The organism is Roseomonas fluvialis, assembly GCF_022846615.1.
GTDB lineage: Bacteria > Pseudomonadota > Alphaproteobacteria > Acetobacterales > Acetobacteraceae > Neoroseomonas > Neoroseomonas fluvialis.
Genome location: NZ_AP025637.1, coordinates 2,194,136 through 2,210,729, shown reverse-complemented (window position 1 = coordinate 2,210,729; position 16,594 = coordinate 2,194,136). Strand labels below are relative to the sequence as shown.

Annotated in this window: 14 protein-coding genes; 9 read left to right on the top strand and 5 right to left on the bottom strand. The window is 71.5% G+C overall.

What is annotated here, in order from left to right; genetic code table 11:
• Positions 1–36 precede the first annotated feature (36 nt).
• The gene (locus MWM08_RS10710; protein WP_244459430.1) at positions 37–609 is read left to right on the top strand and encodes a hypothetical protein; all 573 of its coding nucleotides are present in this window, start codon (positions 37–39) and stop codon (positions 607–609) included.
• 93 nt (positions 610–702) lie between these two features.
• Here MWM08_RS10710 and MWM08_RS10705 read toward each other — a convergent pair whose 3' ends face one another.
• Both MWM08_RS10705 and MWM08_RS10700 read right to left on the bottom strand, forming a co-directional pair.
• Entirely contained in the window at positions 703–1,998 is a 1,296-nt protein-coding gene (locus tag MWM08_RS10705) for a tetratricopeptide repeat protein (RefSeq protein WP_244459429.1), read from the bottom strand.
• Between the two features lie 164 nt (positions 1,999–2,162).
• Positions 2,163–2,543, bottom strand: a complete 381-nt coding sequence (locus tag MWM08_RS10700) for a hypothetical protein (protein ID WP_244459428.1) — start codon at positions 2,541–2,543, stop codon at positions 2,163–2,165.
• A 262-nt stretch (positions 2,544–2,805) separates the two neighbouring features.
• On the opposite strand from MWM08_RS10700, the gene dprA reads away from it, so the two are divergent.
• From dprA to rpmG, 5 genes are all read left to right on the top strand, one after another.
• On the top strand, positions 2,806–3,900 hold the full coding sequence (gene dprA, locus MWM08_RS10695; protein WP_244459427.1) for a DNA-processing protein DprA: 1,095 nt from the start codon (positions 2,806–2,808) through the stop codon (positions 3,898–3,900).
• Between the two features lie 12 nt (positions 3,901–3,912).
• Entirely contained in the window at positions 3,913–6,645 is a 2,733-nt protein-coding gene (gene topA, locus MWM08_RS10690) for a type I DNA topoisomerase (protein ID WP_244459426.1), read from the top strand.
• Positions 6,645–9,563 (top strand): RNB domain-containing ribonuclease, encoded by a 2,919-nt coding sequence (locus MWM08_RS10685; RefSeq protein ID WP_244459425.1) that lies wholly within the window; start codon positions 6,645–6,647, stop codon positions 9,561–9,563. Before topA ends, MWM08_RS10685 begins: the two co-directional genes overlap by 1 nt.
• A 53-nt stretch (positions 9,564–9,616) precedes the next feature.
• The gene (locus tag MWM08_RS10680; RefSeq protein ID WP_244459424.1) at positions 9,617–11,080 is read left to right on the top strand and encodes a S41 family peptidase; all 1,464 of its coding nucleotides are present in this window, start codon (positions 9,617–9,619) and stop codon (positions 11,078–11,080) included.
• A 284-nt stretch (positions 11,081–11,364) separates the two neighbouring features.
• On the top strand, positions 11,365–11,532 hold the full coding sequence (rpmG, locus tag MWM08_RS10675; RefSeq protein WP_168041378.1) for a 50S ribosomal protein L33: 168 nt from the start codon (positions 11,365–11,367) through the stop codon (positions 11,530–11,532).
• Between the two features lie 92 nt (positions 11,533–11,624).
• Here the strand turns inward: rpmG and MWM08_RS10670 are convergent, their stop codons facing one another.
• Complete coding sequence (locus tag MWM08_RS10670) at positions 11,625–12,998, bottom strand: PleD family two-component system response regulator (RefSeq protein ID WP_244459423.1); 1,374 nt, start codon at positions 12,996–12,998, stop codon at positions 11,625–11,627.
• A 113-nt stretch (positions 12,999–13,111) separates the two neighbouring features.
• On the opposite strand from MWM08_RS10670, the gene MWM08_RS10665 reads away from it, so the two are divergent.
• A complete protein-coding gene (locus MWM08_RS10665; protein WP_244459422.1) occupies positions 13,112–13,711 on the top strand; it encodes a class I SAM-dependent methyltransferase in 600 nt (199 codons plus the stop codon).
• A gap of 98 nt (positions 13,712–13,809) precedes the next feature.
• Here MWM08_RS10665 and MWM08_RS10660 read toward each other — a convergent pair whose 3' ends face one another.
• Together MWM08_RS10660 and MWM08_RS10655 are read right to left on the bottom strand one after the other, a co-directional pair.
• A complete protein-coding gene (locus tag MWM08_RS10660; protein WP_244459421.1) occupies positions 13,810–14,451 on the bottom strand; it encodes a VOC family protein in 642 nt (213 codons plus the stop codon).
• Between the two features lie 35 nt (positions 14,452–14,486).
• Positions 14,487–15,215, bottom strand: a complete 729-nt coding sequence (locus MWM08_RS10655) for a glutathione binding-like protein (protein ID WP_244459420.1) — start codon at positions 15,213–15,215, stop codon at positions 14,487–14,489.
• Between the two features lie 232 nt (positions 15,216–15,447).
• On the opposite strand from MWM08_RS10655, the gene MWM08_RS10650 reads away from it, so the two are divergent.
• Positions 15,448–16,080 carry a DapH/DapD/GlmU-related protein gene (locus tag MWM08_RS10650; protein ID WP_244459419.1) on the top strand — a complete coding sequence of 211 codons (633 nt, stop codon included), beginning with the start codon at positions 15,448–15,450 and terminating at the stop codon, positions 16,078–16,080.
• Between the two features lie 124 nt (positions 16,081–16,204).
• Positions 16,205–16,585 carry a VOC family protein gene (locus tag MWM08_RS10645; RefSeq protein WP_244459418.1) on the top strand — a complete coding sequence of 127 codons (381 nt, stop codon included), beginning with the start codon at positions 16,205–16,207 and terminating at the stop codon, positions 16,583–16,585.
• Positions 16,586–16,594: the final 9 nt, after the last annotated feature.

Below are 16,594 nucleotides of genomic sequence, written 5' to 3'. Positions count from 1 at the left end.
CCGCCGATCTGGGTTCGGTCGGAGCCCTCAGTCGCGATGCTGCGGGACGTGCGTGCCATCCGCATTTATCCCGTCGTCGAGGTCTTTGAACGCGTCTGGAGCCAAGCGTCCGACGCCACCACCGGCCAACAGACCGGACCGGACAGCCTCGTTCCGCCGAGCTTCGGGACGGCCGCGCTACTGCGTTGCAACGAGGTGGCGCGCGAGGCGATCGGCCCGCCGAGCCCAGCTTCGGTCGATCCATCCGGTCGTCTCGTGCGAACGCCGTTCCCGCGCATATGGAGCCAGGAGGAACGCCTGGCCTGGAACCAGCGGCCGCCAGCGGAACAGGCCCAGGATCTGAACATCTGGCCCACCATCAGTATTCGCGACGCGATGGGCCCCGCGTCGTCGCCTCGGCAGGGCCGATCGCTGATTGTGGTCAACTATGCGACACGGTGGCAGCGGTCCTCCACGGTCCCGTCCGAGGCCTGGACGCGCGGCGATGCCTTCGCGCTGCTGGTGGAGCGACGGGAGGTTCCGTCCCTCATGCTCACGGTGCTGGAAACGTTGACGCGTCAGGCCGTGGCGCCGCTGCGCGGGGAGCCGCCGCTGCCATCGCGTGCGTGATTTGAAGCCTGCCTGCCGTCGGCGCGACTCGCCAAGCGGCGGACCCAGTTCCCGGCGGGGGTCTGGGGGCAGCGCCCCCATAACCTCCTCCGCTCAATGCACCCCCGCCACCGGAATCCCCCCCGGCCCCGGCCGCCGCACTCCCAATACCCGACGCAAGTCCTCCACCCGCCCCGCCGCCACACACGCCCTCAGCAGCGTGAACTCCACCAAATCCGTCTGCGCCCGGCTGCCGCCGATACGTTCGCTCTCGGCCAGCAGCGGTTCCAGCGCCTCGATCGCCGCGTCGAAATCGCCGCGCGCGAAGGCTGTGAAGCCGCGTGACGCGGCCGGGATCACCGACCCCGAGGGATAGCGCCCGGCCCGCGCCAATTCCTCCATCTGCCGGATTCGCGCCTCGAGCCCTTCGCCGTCGCCGGCCACACTCTGCGCCAGCACGACATGCAAATCAGGGAAGGACGCGCCGGCGCGTGGGAAGTGACTGACCGCGAAATCATGCATCTCGCGCCAGGCGGCATAATCCCGCGGCGCGCCGGCCAGTTCCATGCGCCAGAGGAAGGACACCGCATCCTGCAGCTTCTGCCGCGGCAACCCGCTGTGCCCGGCCAGCGAGAAGGCCGCGCGATACAGCCGCGCCGCCTCCGCCAGGTCGCCCTCGGCCAGCGCACTCAGCGCTTGGTGCCAGTGCAGGTGGCCATGCAGGATGCCGCCGCGCGGGTAGGTCTTGAGCCACTCCGCCAGGAAGGCGCGGGCCGCACCTGGTTCGCCATCCTCGTAGAACAGATGCGCCTGGGAATGGGCGATCCAGCCGCTGGCCGGCTGCTGTGCGTAGGACCGCGCGATGAGGGGCCGCGCGGCGTCGCGCTGACCGTCCTCGTTCAGCGCCATGGCGTAGCTGGAGCCGAACCACCAGTCATCGCCGTAATGCGGTGCGAGTGTCGTCATCAGCGCGGCCAGGCGCGCCTTCTGCCCGCGCTCGCCCGACGACCCATGCAGCCCGTTCGGATTGGCCGTGGTGTTCAGCACGATCGCATCGCGCGGCCATTGCGACAGGTGGGCTTCGAGCGCGGCGATCGTCGTGGCGACCGGCTCGGTCATCATGGTGCGGAAGAAGCGGACCTGGCTCGCCTCGCGCGCCGTCGCACCTGGCAGCAGGGCTTCGGCCTGGTCGAGCGCCGCACGGGCACCCGGCGCGTCGGCGAACATCAGCAGCACCTGGGCGCGGGCAGCATGCGCCAGCGCGAAGCCGGGGTCGGCGGCCACCGCCGCGTCGAAGGCGTCGAGCACGCCGTCATGCAGCATCAGCAAGCGGTCGAGGCCGCGGACGTAGGCGTCGCGCGCGGCGCTGGAGGCGGTGGAGACGGGCAGGTCGTAGCGGTCGGTGAGCATGCCGTTCCTCCGAGCAGTCCTGGGCAGCGTAGCCCAGGATCGGAGCGATGCACCCGGGGGGGGGGGCGCGGAAGCGCCACTGGCGCAGCGGGGCATGCGGTTACGTCATCGCGAGGTGACATCAAGGATCAGGACTGCGAACCACCCTGCGAAGGCGAGCACAGTCAAAAAGCCGCGGAGATCTCCCAGATCGTCTTGGCCAGCCTTGATGATCCGTACTTCGTCCAAGGCATGCTGTCCCGTTCCGTCGTGGACCGATCCGGCTTGCCGGTCAGATGATTCAGGAACGAAGCGCCCGACTGGTAACGATTATGGACTATCCCGTATGTTCCATAGCTTGCGTAGAATTCGTTGAACAAACCTCGCCCCCTGAGCTTCGCCCAATGTTTCCGGGCAATGCATCTTGCGATGATCGCGTAGAGCGAAAGAACCGGTGCAATCAGAACAAAGAAAGCGACGACAGGAGACAAACACCCTCGACGAGCTTCGGGGGAAGCGAGCACGCCCAGCCTCACCGACGACAGCGGCAGGCGGCATCGTTTCACCGAACCGTCCTGAGCGGCGGATCAGCCGTCGAGCATATCGCCAAACGGCGATGCCGCTCCGCGAGGGAAATCCGTGACAGGACGATCTCGCCTTCTGATTGAATTATCTCATATAAATTGTCGCGATGATCTCCAGGCCCCAAGCCAACACCTACGATTCCGTCGGCCCCGGGGATCGGCGTCCGCCCACGGGTGGCGCCCGCGGCAGCATCGACGGGCGCCTGGCGAAGGTGCGGCGCGCGTCACGGGCGCATACCGCGACATGACCCTCTCCCTGCTGCGCCTCGCCCGCACCGACGGCATTGGGCCCCTCACCTTCCGCAAGCTCGTCGCGCGCCACCGGGACGGCGACGCCGCGTTGGCCGCCCTGCCCGCGCTCTCGGCGGGCCGCACCACGCCTTACGTCCCGCCGCCGATCGCCGAGGCGAAGCGTGAGGCTGCGGCGCTGGCGAAGCTCGGCGGACGATTTGTGTACCTCGATGACCCGCTGTATCCGCCGCTGCTGGCACTGCTGCCGGATGCGCCGCCGGTGCTCGCGGTGCTGGGTGATGCCGCGCTGCTCGCCGCTCCCGCCGTCGCCATCGTCGGCGCGCGCAATGCCTCGGCCGCCGGGCTGCGGGTGGCGGCGGACCTCGCGGACAGCCTCGCCGCCAAGGGGCTGACCATCGTCTCGGGCCTCGCGCGCGGCATCGACACGGCAGCGCATGAGGGCGCGCTGCGCACGGGCGGGACCATCGGTGTCCTGCCGGGCGGGATCGACATCGCCTATCCGCCCGAGAACGCCGCGCTGATCGCGCGGATCGCGGCACGTGGCGCCGTGGTCGCGGAAGCGCCGCTCGGCACCGCGCCGACCAACCGGCATTTTCCCAAGCGCAACCGGATCGTCGCCGGGCTGTCGCTGGGCGTGGTGGTGGTGGAGGCCGCGCACCGATCCGGCACGCTGATCACGGCGCGCCTGGCGCTGGAACAGGGGCGAGAGATCTTCGCCGTGCCTGGCTCGCCGCTCGACCCGCGCTGCCGGGGGTCGAACGACCTGATCCGCCAGGGCGCACACCTGACCGAGACGTCGCAGGATGTGCTCGATCACCTGCCCGAACAGCCCAGCGCCGGGCCTCTGTTCGACCCTGGCCGGATCGCCGAAACCGCCGAGGACCCGTCCGACGCCCTCGGCCCGCCCCCGGAAGGGTCGAGCGAAGTACTTGAATTGATTGGAATGTCACCGGTATCGGTTGACGAGGTGCTGCGACGCTGCCACCTGACGGCTCCCGAACTCCAGGCCGTGCTGACCGACCTGGAGCTGGAGGGCCGAGTGGAACTTCTGCCCGGCCACCGCGTCATGCGCAGCACGAACGGGTGACCCTGGATCAATATGACCGACGTCGTCGTGGTGGAATCGCCGGCCAAGGCCAAGACGATCGAGAAGTATCTCGGGCGTGACTTCACCGTGCTTGCCTCCTTCGGCCATGTCCGCGACCTCGAGGAGAAAGACGGCGCGGTCCTGCCCGACCAGGACTTCGCCATGGTCTGGGGCAAGGATGGGCGCGGCGAGGCGCAGGTCGCCAAGATCGCGACCGCGCTGAAGGGGGCGAAGCGGCTGTGGCTCGCCACCGACCCGGATCGCGAGGGCGAGGCCATTTCCTGGCACGTGAAGGACATGCTGGGCCAGCGCGGTGCTCTGAAGGGCAAGGATGTCCAGCGCATCACCTTCAACGAGATCACCAAGCGCGCGGTGCAGTATGCGGTGGCGCATCCGCGCGACCTCGATATCCCGCTGATCGATGCGTATCTGGCGCGGCGCGCGCTGGACTACCTGGTGGGCTATACGCTCAGCCCCCTGCTGTGGCGCAAGCTGCCGGGGTCGCGCTCCGCGGGCCGGGTGCAGTCGGTCGCGCTGCGCCTGCTGTGCGAGCGCGAGGCCGAGATCGAGGCCTTCAAGCCGCGCGAATACTGGACGCTGGAGGCGAAGTTCTTCACCCCCGCCGGCGCACCGTTCAACGCGCGGCTGACGCATCTGGACGGGAAGCGCCTCGACCAGTTCGACCTGCATGATGCGGGCACGGCGAATGCGGCCAAGGCGCGCGCGGAAGCGGCGACCTATGCGGTCGCGTCCGTCGAGAAGAAGCGCACCCGGCGCAACCCGCCGCCGCCCTTCATGACCTCCACGCTGCAGATGGAGGCATCGCGCAAGCTCGGCATGGGCGCGCAGCAGGCGATGCGCACGGCCCAGGCGCTGTATGAGGCCGGGCACATCACCTATATGCGCACTGACGGCGTGCAGATGTCGCGCGAGGCGATCGCCGCCATCCGCGACCATGTGAAGGAGGCCTTCGGCGCCCCCTACATGCCCGCCGCGCCGCGCGAATACACATCCAAGCAGAAGAACGCGCAGGAAGCGCACGAGGCGATCCGCCCGACCGACGTGACGCGCACGCCCGAAGCGATGGCGCGCGAGCTGGATGGCGCCCAGGCCCGGCTGTATGAGCTGGTCTGGAAGCGCGCCGTGGCGTCGCAGATGTCCTCGGCCGAACTGGACCAGACGGCGGTGGACATCGACAGCTCGGATAAAGCGCTGCGCTTCCGCGCGACGGGTTCCGTGGTGGCCTTCGACGGCTTCCTGAAGCTCTACCGCGAGGACGAGGACGACCGCGCCGCCGATGCCCGCGCGGGCTTGAAGACCGCCGAGCCGACCGAGGACGACGACACGCGCATCCTGCCCCCCATGGCGGAACGCGATGCGCTGAAGCGGGGCGACGTCACCGCCAGCCAACACTTCACCCAGCCGCCGCCGCGCTATTCCGAGGCGTCGCTGGTCAAGCGGCTGGAAGAGCTCGGCATCGGGCGGCCCTCGACCTACGCGTCGATCCTGCAGCGGCTGCAGGATCTGAAATACGTGACGCTCGAGAAGCGGCGCTTCATCGCCCAGGACCTCGGGCGGATGGTCACCACCTTCCTGGTGCGCTTCTTCGACAAGTACGTGGACACCGGCTTCACCTCGGCGATGGAGGAGAAGCTGGACGAGATCTCGGCCGGCCAGACCGACTGGCGCGCCGTGATGCGCGCCTTCTGGAGCGAATTCTCCGCCGCGGTCGAAGCTACGCGGGACCTCAAGATCCGCGATGTGATCGATGCGCTGGACGAGGATCTCGGCCCGCACATGTTCCCCGCACGGGCGGATGGCACGGATCCGCGCGTGTGCCCCACCTGCGGCAATGGGCGGTTGGGCCTGCGGCTCGGGCGGACGGGTGCCTTCATCGGCTGCTCGAACTACCCGGAATGCCGTTACACGCGCCCCTTCGGCGTCGATTCCGGCACCGGCGAGGGCGCCGCCCCGGCCGAGCAGGAGCTGGGCGAGGACCCCGCGACCGGCGAGAAGGTCACGCTCAAGCGCGGCCCCTATGGCTTCTACATCCAGCTCGGCGAGCCTGGCACCGATGCCAAGGGCAAGCCGACCAAGCCGAAGCGCACGAGCCTTCCCAATGGCGTGGCGCCCGATACCGTCACGCTGGACCAGGCGCTCGGCCTGCTATCCCTGCCGCGCATCATCGGCCGCGACCCCGAGACCGGGGACGAGATAACTGCCGGCCTCGGCCGCTTCGGCCCCTATGTCCGGGCGGGCACGGTGTTCAAGTCGCTCGACAAGGACGACGACGTTCTGGCCGTGGGCATGAACCGCGCGCTGGCGCTGCTGGCCGATGCGCGGGCACGGGTGCGCGAACTGGGCCCGCATCCGAAGGACAAGGACCCGGTCACGGTCCGCAAGGGCCGCTTCGGCCCCTATGCCCAGCACGGCAAGACGGTGGCGAACCTGCCGCGCGACGTCGCGATGGAGGACATCACACTCGAGGATGCGGTGGCGCTGCTGGCCGAGAAGGGCAAGGCGCTGAAGCCGCGCGGGCCGGCCGGGCGCAAGGCGGCGCCGGCCAAGGCCGCCGCGCGCAAGCCATCCGGGGACGCCGCGCCGGGCAAGACGGCCGCGCCGCGCAAGGCCGCCCCGGCCAAGGCGCCAGCGCGCGCCGCGGCGGCGAAGGCCAAGCCCGCTACCGCCAAGGCCAGGCCGGCCGCCAAGGCCAAGCCGAAGCCTGCCGGCAAGTCGCCGCGCTGATGGTCCGGCGCGGGCCACCGCCCAAGGGACACAAGGCGCGGGCGCGCAAGGGTGTGGCGGTGGCGGGTGGCCGTGCCGCGCGGATCGCCGCGGCATCGAAGGGCGAGCGCGACACCGCGGCCGCTGGCGAACCGCGCGGCGCCGTCGCGAAGCGTGGGTCCCGTCGCGCAGAGGCGTCCGACACGCCGCAGGCGGCACCGGCGCGCACCGCGCGACCGGCCAGGCGCGGCGCGGCGCCGGAGGACGCCGCAGCGCGGAGCGCGCAGGATCCGCAGGATGCCGCGCAACGGGGCGGACGGCGCGGTGTCGCGCGAAACGCGCGGAATGATGAGGCGCGAAGCGCGCACGAAGGCACGACGCGACACGCGCGGGGGCCCGCCTCGGACAGCGCCCATGACCACGCATCGCGAAACGCCGCGGATGATGCGACCGGCGGCGACGCCCCCTTCGACACGCCCCGCCGCACACACGACGATGCCGACGCCGCGCCGCCCCGGCCCATCACCGGTGCGCGCGACGCCGCCAAGCGCGGGCCCGCCGCCGAACCACGCGCCACCGTCCGCCCGGCCGCCGCATCCCGCCGCCGCGCCGCCGCGCGCCCGTCCGAACCGCCGCCGCTGCCGACCAAGGCCGAACTGCGCGCCTTCCTCGCCCAGGCGCGCGGCCGCGTGGGCAAGTCCGACATCGCACGCCACTTCGGCCTATGGCCCGACCAGCGGCAGGACCTGCGCGCCCTGATGCGCGAACTCGCGGCCGAGGGCGGCGCCACGCCCGCCGGCAAGCGCGCCATCATCGCGCCCGGCAACCTGCCCGAGATCGCCCCGGTCGAGATCACCGGCACCGACCCCGACGGCGACCCGGTCGCGCGCCCGCTGCAATGGCAGGGCGAGGGCCGCCCGCCCATCATCTACATGCACCCCGAACCGCGCGGGCAGCGCGCGCTGACGGCGGGCGAACGGGTGCTTGCGCGCCTCAAGCCGATCGGCCCGGGCAAGTACGAAGGGCGTACCTTCAAGCGGATCGCCGGCGCACCGCCCGCGCGCATCCTGGGCGTGTTCGAGGAAGGGCGCATCATCCCGACCGACCGCCGCCAGAAGGGCATCTGGGAGGTTCCGCGCGGCGAGGAGGGGGGCGCGAAGCCCGGCGAGATCGTGCTCGCCGAACCCCTGCCCTCGATCCGGCATTTCGGCGCGAAGCCCGCGCGCATCGTCGAACGGCTCGGCGTGATGGGGGAGCCGCGATCGGTCTCGCTGGTGTGCATCCACGCCCATGGCATCCCGGACGTGTTCCCGGCCGAGGCCGTGCAGCAGGCCGAACGCGCGCGCGGCGTGGCGGCGCGCGGGCGCACCGACCTGCGCGACGTGCCGCTCATCACCATCGACGGCGCCGATGCGCGCGACTTCGACGACGCGGTCTTCGCCGAACCGGACGGCGACGGCTGGCGCATCCTGGTCGCGATCGCCGATGTCGCGCACTACGTCACGCCGGGCTCGGCGCTGGACCGCGAGGCCTGGGCGCGCGGCAATTCCGTGTATTTTCCCGACCGCGTCGTGCCCATGCTGCCCGAAGCGCTGTCGAATGGCTGGTGCTCGCTGCGGCCCGATGAGGATCGCGGCTGCCTGTTCGTGGACATGCGCTTCGACCGGCAGGGCATCAAGCAGTCGCATCAGTTCGGGCGCGGGATCATGCGTTCGGTCGCGCGGCTGACCTACGAACAGGTGCAGGCGGCGGCCGATGCGCCTGCGGGTACGCCAACGCCCGTGACGGCGGACGCGCGTGCGTCCTCACGCGGCACCGGCCAGGCCAGCGACGCCGCAGAAGCGCAAGGCGCGAGCCCCGCGGGAGCATCCACGGGCGCGAAGCCCGCCTGCCCCGCCACGGCAACCGCCCCCTCGCCGGCCGACACGCTACCCGAGGGCCACATCGCGCGCCTTTACGGCGCCTTCCGCGCGCTGCTGGGCGCACGCGAGAAGCGCGGCACGCTCGACCTCGACGTGCCGGAGCGCAAGGTGGTGCTGGACGCGCACGGCCGCGTGGCCGAGGTCGCGCCCCGGGCGCGGCTCGATTCGCACCGGCTGATCGAGGAATTCATGGTCGCCGCCAATGTCTGCGCGGCGGAGGAACTTGAGCGCCTCTCGCAGCCCTGCATGTACCGCGTGCACGACCGCCCGTCCGACCAGAAGCTGGAAGGTCTGCGGCAGTTCCTCGGCACCTTCGACATCACCCTGCCGCAGGCCGACCGGCTGCACCCGCGCGACTTCGCCCGCGTGCTGGACAAGGTGCGTGACACGCCGCAGGCGCGCCTGGTGAACGAAGCGGTGCTGCGCGGGCAGTCCCAGGCCGCCTACGCGCCCGACAACCTCGGCCATTTCGGCCTGGCGCTGCCGCGCTACGCGCATTTCACCAGCCCGATCCGCCGCTACGCCGACCTGCTGGTGCACCGCGCGCTGATCCGCGGCCTGAAGCTCGGCACTGATGGCCTGCAGGAGAGCGAGGCGGCGCGCTTCCCGGACACCGCCGAGCACATCACCAGCACCGAACGCCGCGCCGCGGCGGCCGAACGCGATGCGGTGGACCGCTACCTCGCGGCCTTCATGGCAACACGTATCGGAGAAGCCTTCGATGCGCGCATTTCCGGAGTGACTCGCTTCGGCCTGTTTGTCACCCTGGAGGAGAACGGGGCGAGCGGGATCGTGCCGCTCGGCTCACTGCCGGATGACAGATGGGATCTGGACGAGGCCACGCAGACGCTGGCCGGTCGCAGGACGCGACTGACCTTCAGCCTGGGACAGGCGGTGGAGGCCCGACTCGCCGAAGCCACGCCGCGCACCGGCGGCATGGTGTTCCATATCCTGCAGGGCATTCCCGGGAGCGGCCGCAAGCGCCCCGCAGGCAAGGGTGGCCGCGCGCGTCGCTGATCGCGCTGCTGCTGGCACTGCTGCTGCCGGCCCTGGCCACCGCCCAGGAGGCGGTGCGCAACGCCCCCTACCCGCGCGAGGAAATGCGCCTGGTGCTGGGTGCGGGCTTCGCGGCCATCCTGGAACGGCACCTCGAGGCCGCGACGCCGGCGGACCTGCTGGCCTGGGGCATGGCCGGCATGGCCGGCATCGACCCCGCGCTGCGCGTGGCGCGCACCACGCGCGACATCACCCTGCTGACCGGCGACCGGCGCATCCTGGCGCGGCCCGTCCCGGCCCCCGACCCGCGCGAGGCGCCGGCCGTGGCCGGCGGGGCCGCGGCGGATACGCTCACGCTGTTCCAGCAGGCGGCCTGGGCGGCATCCCCGCCGCTGCGCAGCGCCGGCGCGCCGCGGCTGATCGCCGAGACCTTCGAGGCGGTGTTCGGCCACCTCGACCCCTTCAGCCGCTACGTGACCCCCGACGAGGCCCAGGCCGCGCGGGAACGCCGCACCGGCGAGGCGGGGCTGGGCCTGCGCCTGGCGCCCCCGCGCAGCGGCGCCGGCACGATCATCGTCGCGCTGAACCCCGAGGGGCCGGCCGCGGCGGCTGGGTTGCGCGTCGGCACGCGGGTCTTCGCGATCGACGGCGTGGCGCTGCGCGGTCGCGACGCGGGCGTGGCCGCGGGGCTGCTCGAAGGCCCCGCCGGCACGCCCGTCACCCTGCTGATCGAGGCCGGGCGCAGCCGGCGCGAGGTGACGCTGATCCGCTCCCTGCCAATCGGCAGCCCGGTGGTGGCGGAGCGCATCGAGGACACGCTGGTGCTGCGCATCCCGTCCTTTACGGCGCAGACCGAACGCCAGGTCTCCGCCGCGGTGCTGACCGGGCTGGCCGAACGGCCGCCGCGCGCCATCGTGCTGGACCTGCGCGGCAATCGCGGCGGGTTGCTGGCGCAGGCGGCGGCGGTGGCGGACGTGTTCATGGGCGATGGCGAGGCCTTCCGCACGGTGGGCCGCCACCCCGATGCCAGCCGCATCTACGCCACCGGCCGGCCCGACCTGTCGGAGGGGCTGCCGCTGGTGGTGCTGGTGGATGGGCGAACCGCCTCCTCGGCCGAGATCCTGGCTGCCAGCCTGGGCGACCGCGGCCGCGCGGTGGTGTTGGGCACCGGCACCACCGGCAAGGGGCTGGTGCAGCTGGTGGTGCCGCTGCCCGATGGCGGTGAGTTGCTGATGTCCTGGTCGCGCCTGGTGATGCCGGCGGGATGGCCGCTGCAGGGGGTGGGCGTGCTGCCGGGGCTATGCACCGCGGCCGGGCCCGAGGCGGCGGCGCAGGGGCTGGCGGCCTTGCGCACCGGGTCGCGGCCGATGGGTGCGGCGCAGGCCCGGCAGAGGGCGCTGCGCCACCCGGTGCCACTGGCGGAGACGGAGGCGTTGCGCGCCCTGTGCCCGGCGGGGGATCCACGCGAGGGGGACGTGCCGCTGGCGCGGGCGCTGGCGGCGGACCCGGCTGCGATGGCGGCGGGGCTGGCGAGGTAGCGGATTCGCACGCTGCCCCCGGCCGCGTCGCGACTTCGGCGTGACGCGCCCGCTCCACGGCCTTGGCTTGCTCGCCCTGCACGGCTGCGCGGGAGCCGACGGGCGGCTTGGACGCGGTCGCGCCGCGCGCTGACGGATCGTTGCGCGATCCGACATGGTGGCGCACCGGCGCTTCGGGGGCCGACTGCACCGCCGCAGGCAGGCCTTGACGTGGGCGCGGCGGACGCTAGTTTCCGGTCCCTCGCGCCCGGGGCGGCTTCGCCCGCGGGCCACGGAGTCATGACATGGCCAAGTCGAATACCATCCTCATTCGTCTCGTGAGCAGCGCCGATACCGGCTACTTCTACGTGACGAAGAAGAACACCCGGACGATGACCTCCAAGATGGAGAAGAAGAAGTACGATCCGGTGGCGCGCAAGCACGTCGTCTTCCGCGAAGCGAAGATCAAGTAGCACCCGCCGGGATCGACCACGGCGCGTGAGCGGGGGCGGCACCTAGGCCGCGCCGGTCGCGCTGGTGCTGCGTTGATGGGGCCGGCGCGGCGCTACTCGGCCAGCGCGCTCCAGTCCTCGGCGGTTGCCGATTCGACGCGGTTGCGACCGCTCTCCTTCGCCCGATAGAGCGCAGCGTCGGCGGCCGCGACCAGACGGTCTGCGCTGACCGGCCCGCGCGTGATGGCGGTGCCGATGCTCACCGTCAGGTTCAGCATTGCACCGGGCACCGGGACCGGGCGCTCGGCGATGGCGGCGCGCAGGCGTTCGGCCACGGCGCCAGCTTCTTCCTCCCCGGCGCTCGCCATCACCACCATGAATTCCTCGCCGCCGTAGCGGGCCACGATGTCGACCGCGCGCAGGTGTTCGCGCAGCGCATCGGCCACCACCTTCAGCGCCACGTCGCCGGCCGCATGGCCATACCGGTCGTTAAGCGGCTTGAAGCGATCCACGTCGATCAGCAGCACCGCCACCGACGCGCCGCTGCGCAGCAGCCCATCGAGGTGCCGGCGCACATATCGCCGGTTGCGCAGCCCGGTCAGCGCATCGGTCACCGCGAGTTCGAGCGACCGGTCGAGGCTTTCGCGCAGCAATTCCTGGTAGCGGCGCCGGCGCAACTGGTTGCGCACCCGCGCGCGCAGTTCAGGCGGGTCGACCGGTCGCATCACATGGTCGGAGGCGCCGAGGTCGAAGGCCCGCAGCACCGCCTGGCGCTGGTCCTCGGCGGCCAGCAGCACCAGTGGCATGTCGCGGCTTTCGGTGCGCGCCCGCATGCGGGAGGCGAGGCGCAGCGCGTCGCCGCCGGCCAGGGGCAGGCTGAGGAGCGCCAGGTCATGTGTCTCGTCCTGCAGGCGTTCCCAGGCGGAGGCTTCGTCCGGCGCATGGTCGAGCAGGATGCCGTCGGCGGCGAGGGCCGCGCCGACCGCCTCGGCCTCGGCAACGCCGCTGCCGGCAAGCAGCAGGCGCGCGCCGATGAACACGTCCTCAGGCACGTCGGTCGCGTCGAAGCCCATGTCGCGGGCGGTCTCGCCACGGATGCGCCAGGCATCGAGCACCTGCTTCACGCGCAGCAGCGCGCGCAGCCGGGCGAACAGCAGCGCGGTGTCGACCGGCTTCGAGATGAAGTCGTCCGCGCCCGCCTGCAGGCCGCGCACGCGCTCGGCCTGTTCGGTGAGCGCGGTGACCATCACGACCGGGATATGCGCGGTGCCGGGCTGCGCCTTCAACCGGCGGCAGACCTCGTAGCCGTCCATGCCCGGCATCATGATGTCGAGCAGGATGACATCGGGCGCCCAGGCGCTGCTGAGCGCCAGCGCCTCGGGCCCCGAGGCGGCCAGCGCCACCTCGAAGTATTCGGCGCGCAGCTTGGCTTCCAGCAGGCGCAGGTTGGCCGGCACGTCATCGACCACGAGCACGCGGGCGGTCATGCGCGCGCGACCTCGCCACGGAACGGTAACTGGCCCGTCCGGCGGGGCCGCCCTATCAGCGACAGCGCGATGATAAATCCTTGATCTGAAACAGTTCTGTCATGGAGAACGCGATGTCCGGACTGACCCTCGAGCAAGGCCCGAAGCACGGGCGCGGTGGTGGCCTCGGCCTGTTCCTGCGCCGCTGGGCGGCCAATCCGCTGCAGATGGGGTCGGTGGTGCCGTCCTCTCCCGCGCTCGGGCGGCGCATCGCCGCGCTGATCGAACGCAGCGGCGACGAGGTGGTGGTGGAACTGGGCGCCGGCACGGGCGCGATCACGCGCGCGCTGCTCGATGGCGGGGTGCCGCCCGAACGCCTGGTGGTGGTCGAGATCGTGCCCGACATGGCCGAGCACCTGGCGCGCCGCTTCCCCGGCGTGCGCGTGGTGCAGGGCGACGCCTTCGCCCTGCCCGAAGCGCTGCCCGCCGCGCTGCATGGGCGAATCGGCACGGCGATCTGCGGCATCCCGCTGGTGCTGCTGCCGCTGGAGCAGCAACGGCGATTCGTCGCGGCAGTGGAGGCTGTCGCACCCGGGCGCGGCTTCCTGCTGTACACCTATTGCATCACGTCGCCGCTGCCGTGGCGCGCGCTGGGCCTGACCGCCCGGCGCGAAGCCTGGACGCCGCTCAACCTGCCACCGGCCAGCGTCTGGCGGTACCGGCTTGCGGGGTGATCCTTGCATTCGGCTCCTCATGGCGGTGCGCGCGGAACGCACGACCCAAGATGCTACAGGTCGATCATCGACGGAAGGTTGAGGACCCTGCGCGCCGTTCAGGCGCTGGTCAGGGTCACCTCCCGACCGTCGCGGTGGCGCAACTGGGCGATCAGGCGCGGATGCGGGCTGGGGCGCACCTTCACCGCATCGCCCAGGCCGCGGTCGCCCAGCGCGCCGCGCAGGGCCTGCGCATCCGGGTGTTCGGCTTCCAACGCGCTCAGGCGCCAGCCGGAATCGCGGATATGCTTGCCGGCGCGCTCACCATCCCACTGGATCAGCGGCGGGATCAGGTTGTCCATGTCCTGGCGCTGCGGCGGGAAGGCCATGCGCCAGGCGAAATTGCCGCGCGACATCGCCTTGATCTCCCCGGCGTGGGAGGGACCGAGCCGCGCGATCACGGCATCGAGCGCCGGGGTGGAGGCGACATAGGCGATCAGCCGCGGCTCTGCCTCCAGCATGGTACGGAGCGATGGGTCGTCGAGGTCGAAGGGGCGCGGATGCGGTGGTTCGGGCTGCGCCGGGTCGGGGGCGATGACCTCGAGGTAGCAGCCCGCACCCATGCCCAGCAGCATGTTGTGCGTGCCGACACCGGGATGCGCGCCGCCCCTGGAGGGCTTCACGCCGAGCAGGTCCTCGATGTAGCGCGCGCCTTCGTCGAGCGTGCGGGCGCCGATGACGATGTGGTCGATCTCGGCCATGGGTTTCCTGGCGTTCCTGTTGGTCCGCGGCGGGGTCAGCGTGCCGTGAACTGGGTCTTGCCGAACATGATCTCACGCTCGGCATCGGTCATGGTGCCGCGGCGCTGGTTGTCGGCCAGCACCGCGACCCCGCGTTGCACCGCCGGGCGGGCGGCGATGGCATCGTGCCAGCGCGCCACGTTCGGATATTGACCGAGATCAACGCCGCGGCGTTCGGGGTTGCGGATCCAGGGGAAGGTCGCGATGTCGGCGATGGAGTAGTCGGGCCCGGCCAGATACGGGCTTTCGCCCAGGCGCTTGTCGAGCACGCGGTGCAGGCGCGCGACCTCGTTGGTGTAGCGTTCGATGGCGTAGGGGATCTTCTCCGCCGCGTAGTTCGCGAAATGGCCGTACTGGCCGAACATCGGCCCGACGCCGCCCATCTGGAACATCAGCCATTGCAGGCAGGCATAGCGCGCCACTGGGTCCACCGGGATAAGGGGCGAGCCCGCCTTCTCGACCAGGTAGATCAGGATGGCGGCGCTTTCGAACAGCCGCAGCGGCGCCCCGCCGGGCCCGTCGGGATCGACGATGGCTGGGATGCGGTGGTTGGGCGTGATGGCGAGGAATTCCGGGCGGAACTGTTCGCCCTTGCCGATCGCGACGGGGATGATGCGCCAGGGCAGGCCGTGACCGGCCTCGACCAACTCCTCGAGCAGAATGTGGACCTTGTGGCCATTTGGCGTGGGCCAGGTCCAGACCTCGATGGCGGCAGTGTCGGGCATGGGCGTTCCTTGCGCGTCAGGGGCACGATGGACGCGCCGGCGGCGGCGGCGCAAGCCGCATGGGCACGGCCGGGCATGGCGGGCTGCGTGACGCTTCGGCGACATCGCGCCGCGCCGTCGCGTGCCCCGCCCTGCCCTTGCCGGCGCCACGCGGATGCCGTGCCGGCCCATCCGCATTGACGCGCCTGCGCGCCCGCCCTGTGCTCGCGCACGACGCCCCAGGACCGCCGCCATGGACCACCCGCCTGCCCGACCCAAGATCGCCGAGACGGTCATCCACCCGAGCGTGCGCCTGCGCGAGGCCACCATCGGGCGCTGCTGCGAGGTGCTGGAGCGGTCGTCGATGGAATACGCGACGCTCGGGGACTACTCGTACCTCGGGCATGACTGCCAGGTGGCGGATGCCAGCATCGGGAAGTTCTGCGCCATCGCCGCGCATGTGCGCATCGGCCCGCCGAACCACCCGATGGAGCGCGCGGCGCAGCACCGATTCACCTATTGCCCGGAATACTACGACGCGACGAAGGCCCGCGACGCCGGCTTCTTCGAGCGCCGGCGCGCCGCGCGCACCACGATCGGCCACGATGTCTGGATCGGGCATGGCGTGACCGTGCTGGCCGGCGTGACCGTGGGCGACGGCGCGGTGCTGGCGGCGGGCGCGGTGGTGGCGAAGGATGTGGCACCCTACGCCATCGTGGGCGGCGTGCCGGCACGGCGCATCCGCGACCGCTTCGCCCCGGAGGTCGCCACGCGGCTCGCCCGCATCGCCTGGTGGGACTGGCCCTTCGAGGTGATCATGGAGCGCCTGGCGGATTTCCAGTCCGATGACGCCGCGGCCTTCTGCGACCGCTGGGACACGCCCTGAAAGACGGTTCGGGCATGCCGGCGCCGGCCCACACGCCACGGCGCATTGTCGAGCGGTCCGCGAGACGGGCTTCCGGCATCGCGCGGCGCGGCGCATCCTGCCCGCGCATCCACCGGAGCGCACCATGCCGGCCGACTACGCCATCACCTTCTTCTACTACGACGACATCGCCCCCGCGGCCGCCTTCTACGAAGGCGTGCTGGGCTTCGAACTGGTGCTCGACCAGGGGATGGCGCGCATCTATCGCGTCGCGGGGCGGTCGTACTTCGGCATCGTGGACGGCACGCGAGGGCACCTGCGCCACCAGCCGAAAAGCGCCGTGCTGCTGACCATCGTGGCCGAGGACGTGGCGGGCTGGCACGCGCGCATGCTGGCGGCAGACGTGCCGGCGCTGACGCCGATCCAGCGCGGCACCTATTGCGAGCACTTCTTCTTCGAGGACCCGGCCGGCTACGCGATCGAGGTGCAGCGCTTCCACGACGCGAAGGTGGCCGCGCTGTTCTGAGGCGCGCCT

Bases quoted from the DNA above. Each gene is read 5' to 3' on its own strand.
- rpmG (WP_168041378.1), top strand. From the start codon at position 11,365: ATGGCCAAGTCGAATACCATCCTCATTCGTCTCGTGAGCAGCGCCGAT.
- MWM08_RS10705 (WP_244459429.1), bottom strand. From the start codon at position 1,998: ATGCTCACCGACCGCTACGACCTGCCCGTCTCCACCGCCTCCAGCGCC.
- MWM08_RS10685 (WP_244459425.1), top strand. From the start codon at position 6,645: ATGGTCCGGCGCGGGCCACCGCCCAAGGGACACAAGGCGCGGGCGCGC.
- MWM08_RS10660 (WP_244459421.1), bottom strand. From the start codon at position 14,451: ATGGCCGAGATCGACCACATCGTCATCGGCGCCCGCACGCTCGACGAA.
- MWM08_RS10655 (WP_244459420.1), bottom strand. From the start codon at position 15,215: ATGCCCGACACTGCCGCCATCGAGGTCTGGACCTGGCCCACGCCAAAT.
- MWM08_RS10645 (WP_244459418.1), top strand. From the start codon at position 16,205: ATGCCGGCCGACTACGCCATCACCTTCTTCTACTACGACGACATCGCC.
- MWM08_RS10670 (WP_244459423.1), bottom strand. From the start codon at position 12,998: ATGACCGCCCGCGTGCTCGTGGTCGATGACGTGCCGGCCAACCTGCGC.
- MWM08_RS10665 (WP_244459422.1), top strand. From the start codon at position 13,112: ATGTCCGGACTGACCCTCGAGCAAGGCCCGAAGCACGGGCGCGGTGGT.
- MWM08_RS10650 (WP_244459419.1), top strand. From the start codon at position 15,448: ATGGACCACCCGCCTGCCCGACCCAAGATCGCCGAGACGGTCATCCAC.
- dprA (WP_244459427.1), top strand. From the start codon at position 2,806: ATGACCCTCTCCCTGCTGCGCCTCGCCCGCACCGACGGCATTGGGCCC.
- topA (WP_244459426.1), top strand. From the start codon at position 3,913: ATGACCGACGTCGTCGTGGTGGAATCGCCGGCCAAGGCCAAGACGATC.
- MWM08_RS10710 (WP_244459430.1), top strand. From the start codon at position 37: ATGCTGCGGGACGTGCGTGCCATCCGCATTTATCCCGTCGTCGAGGTC.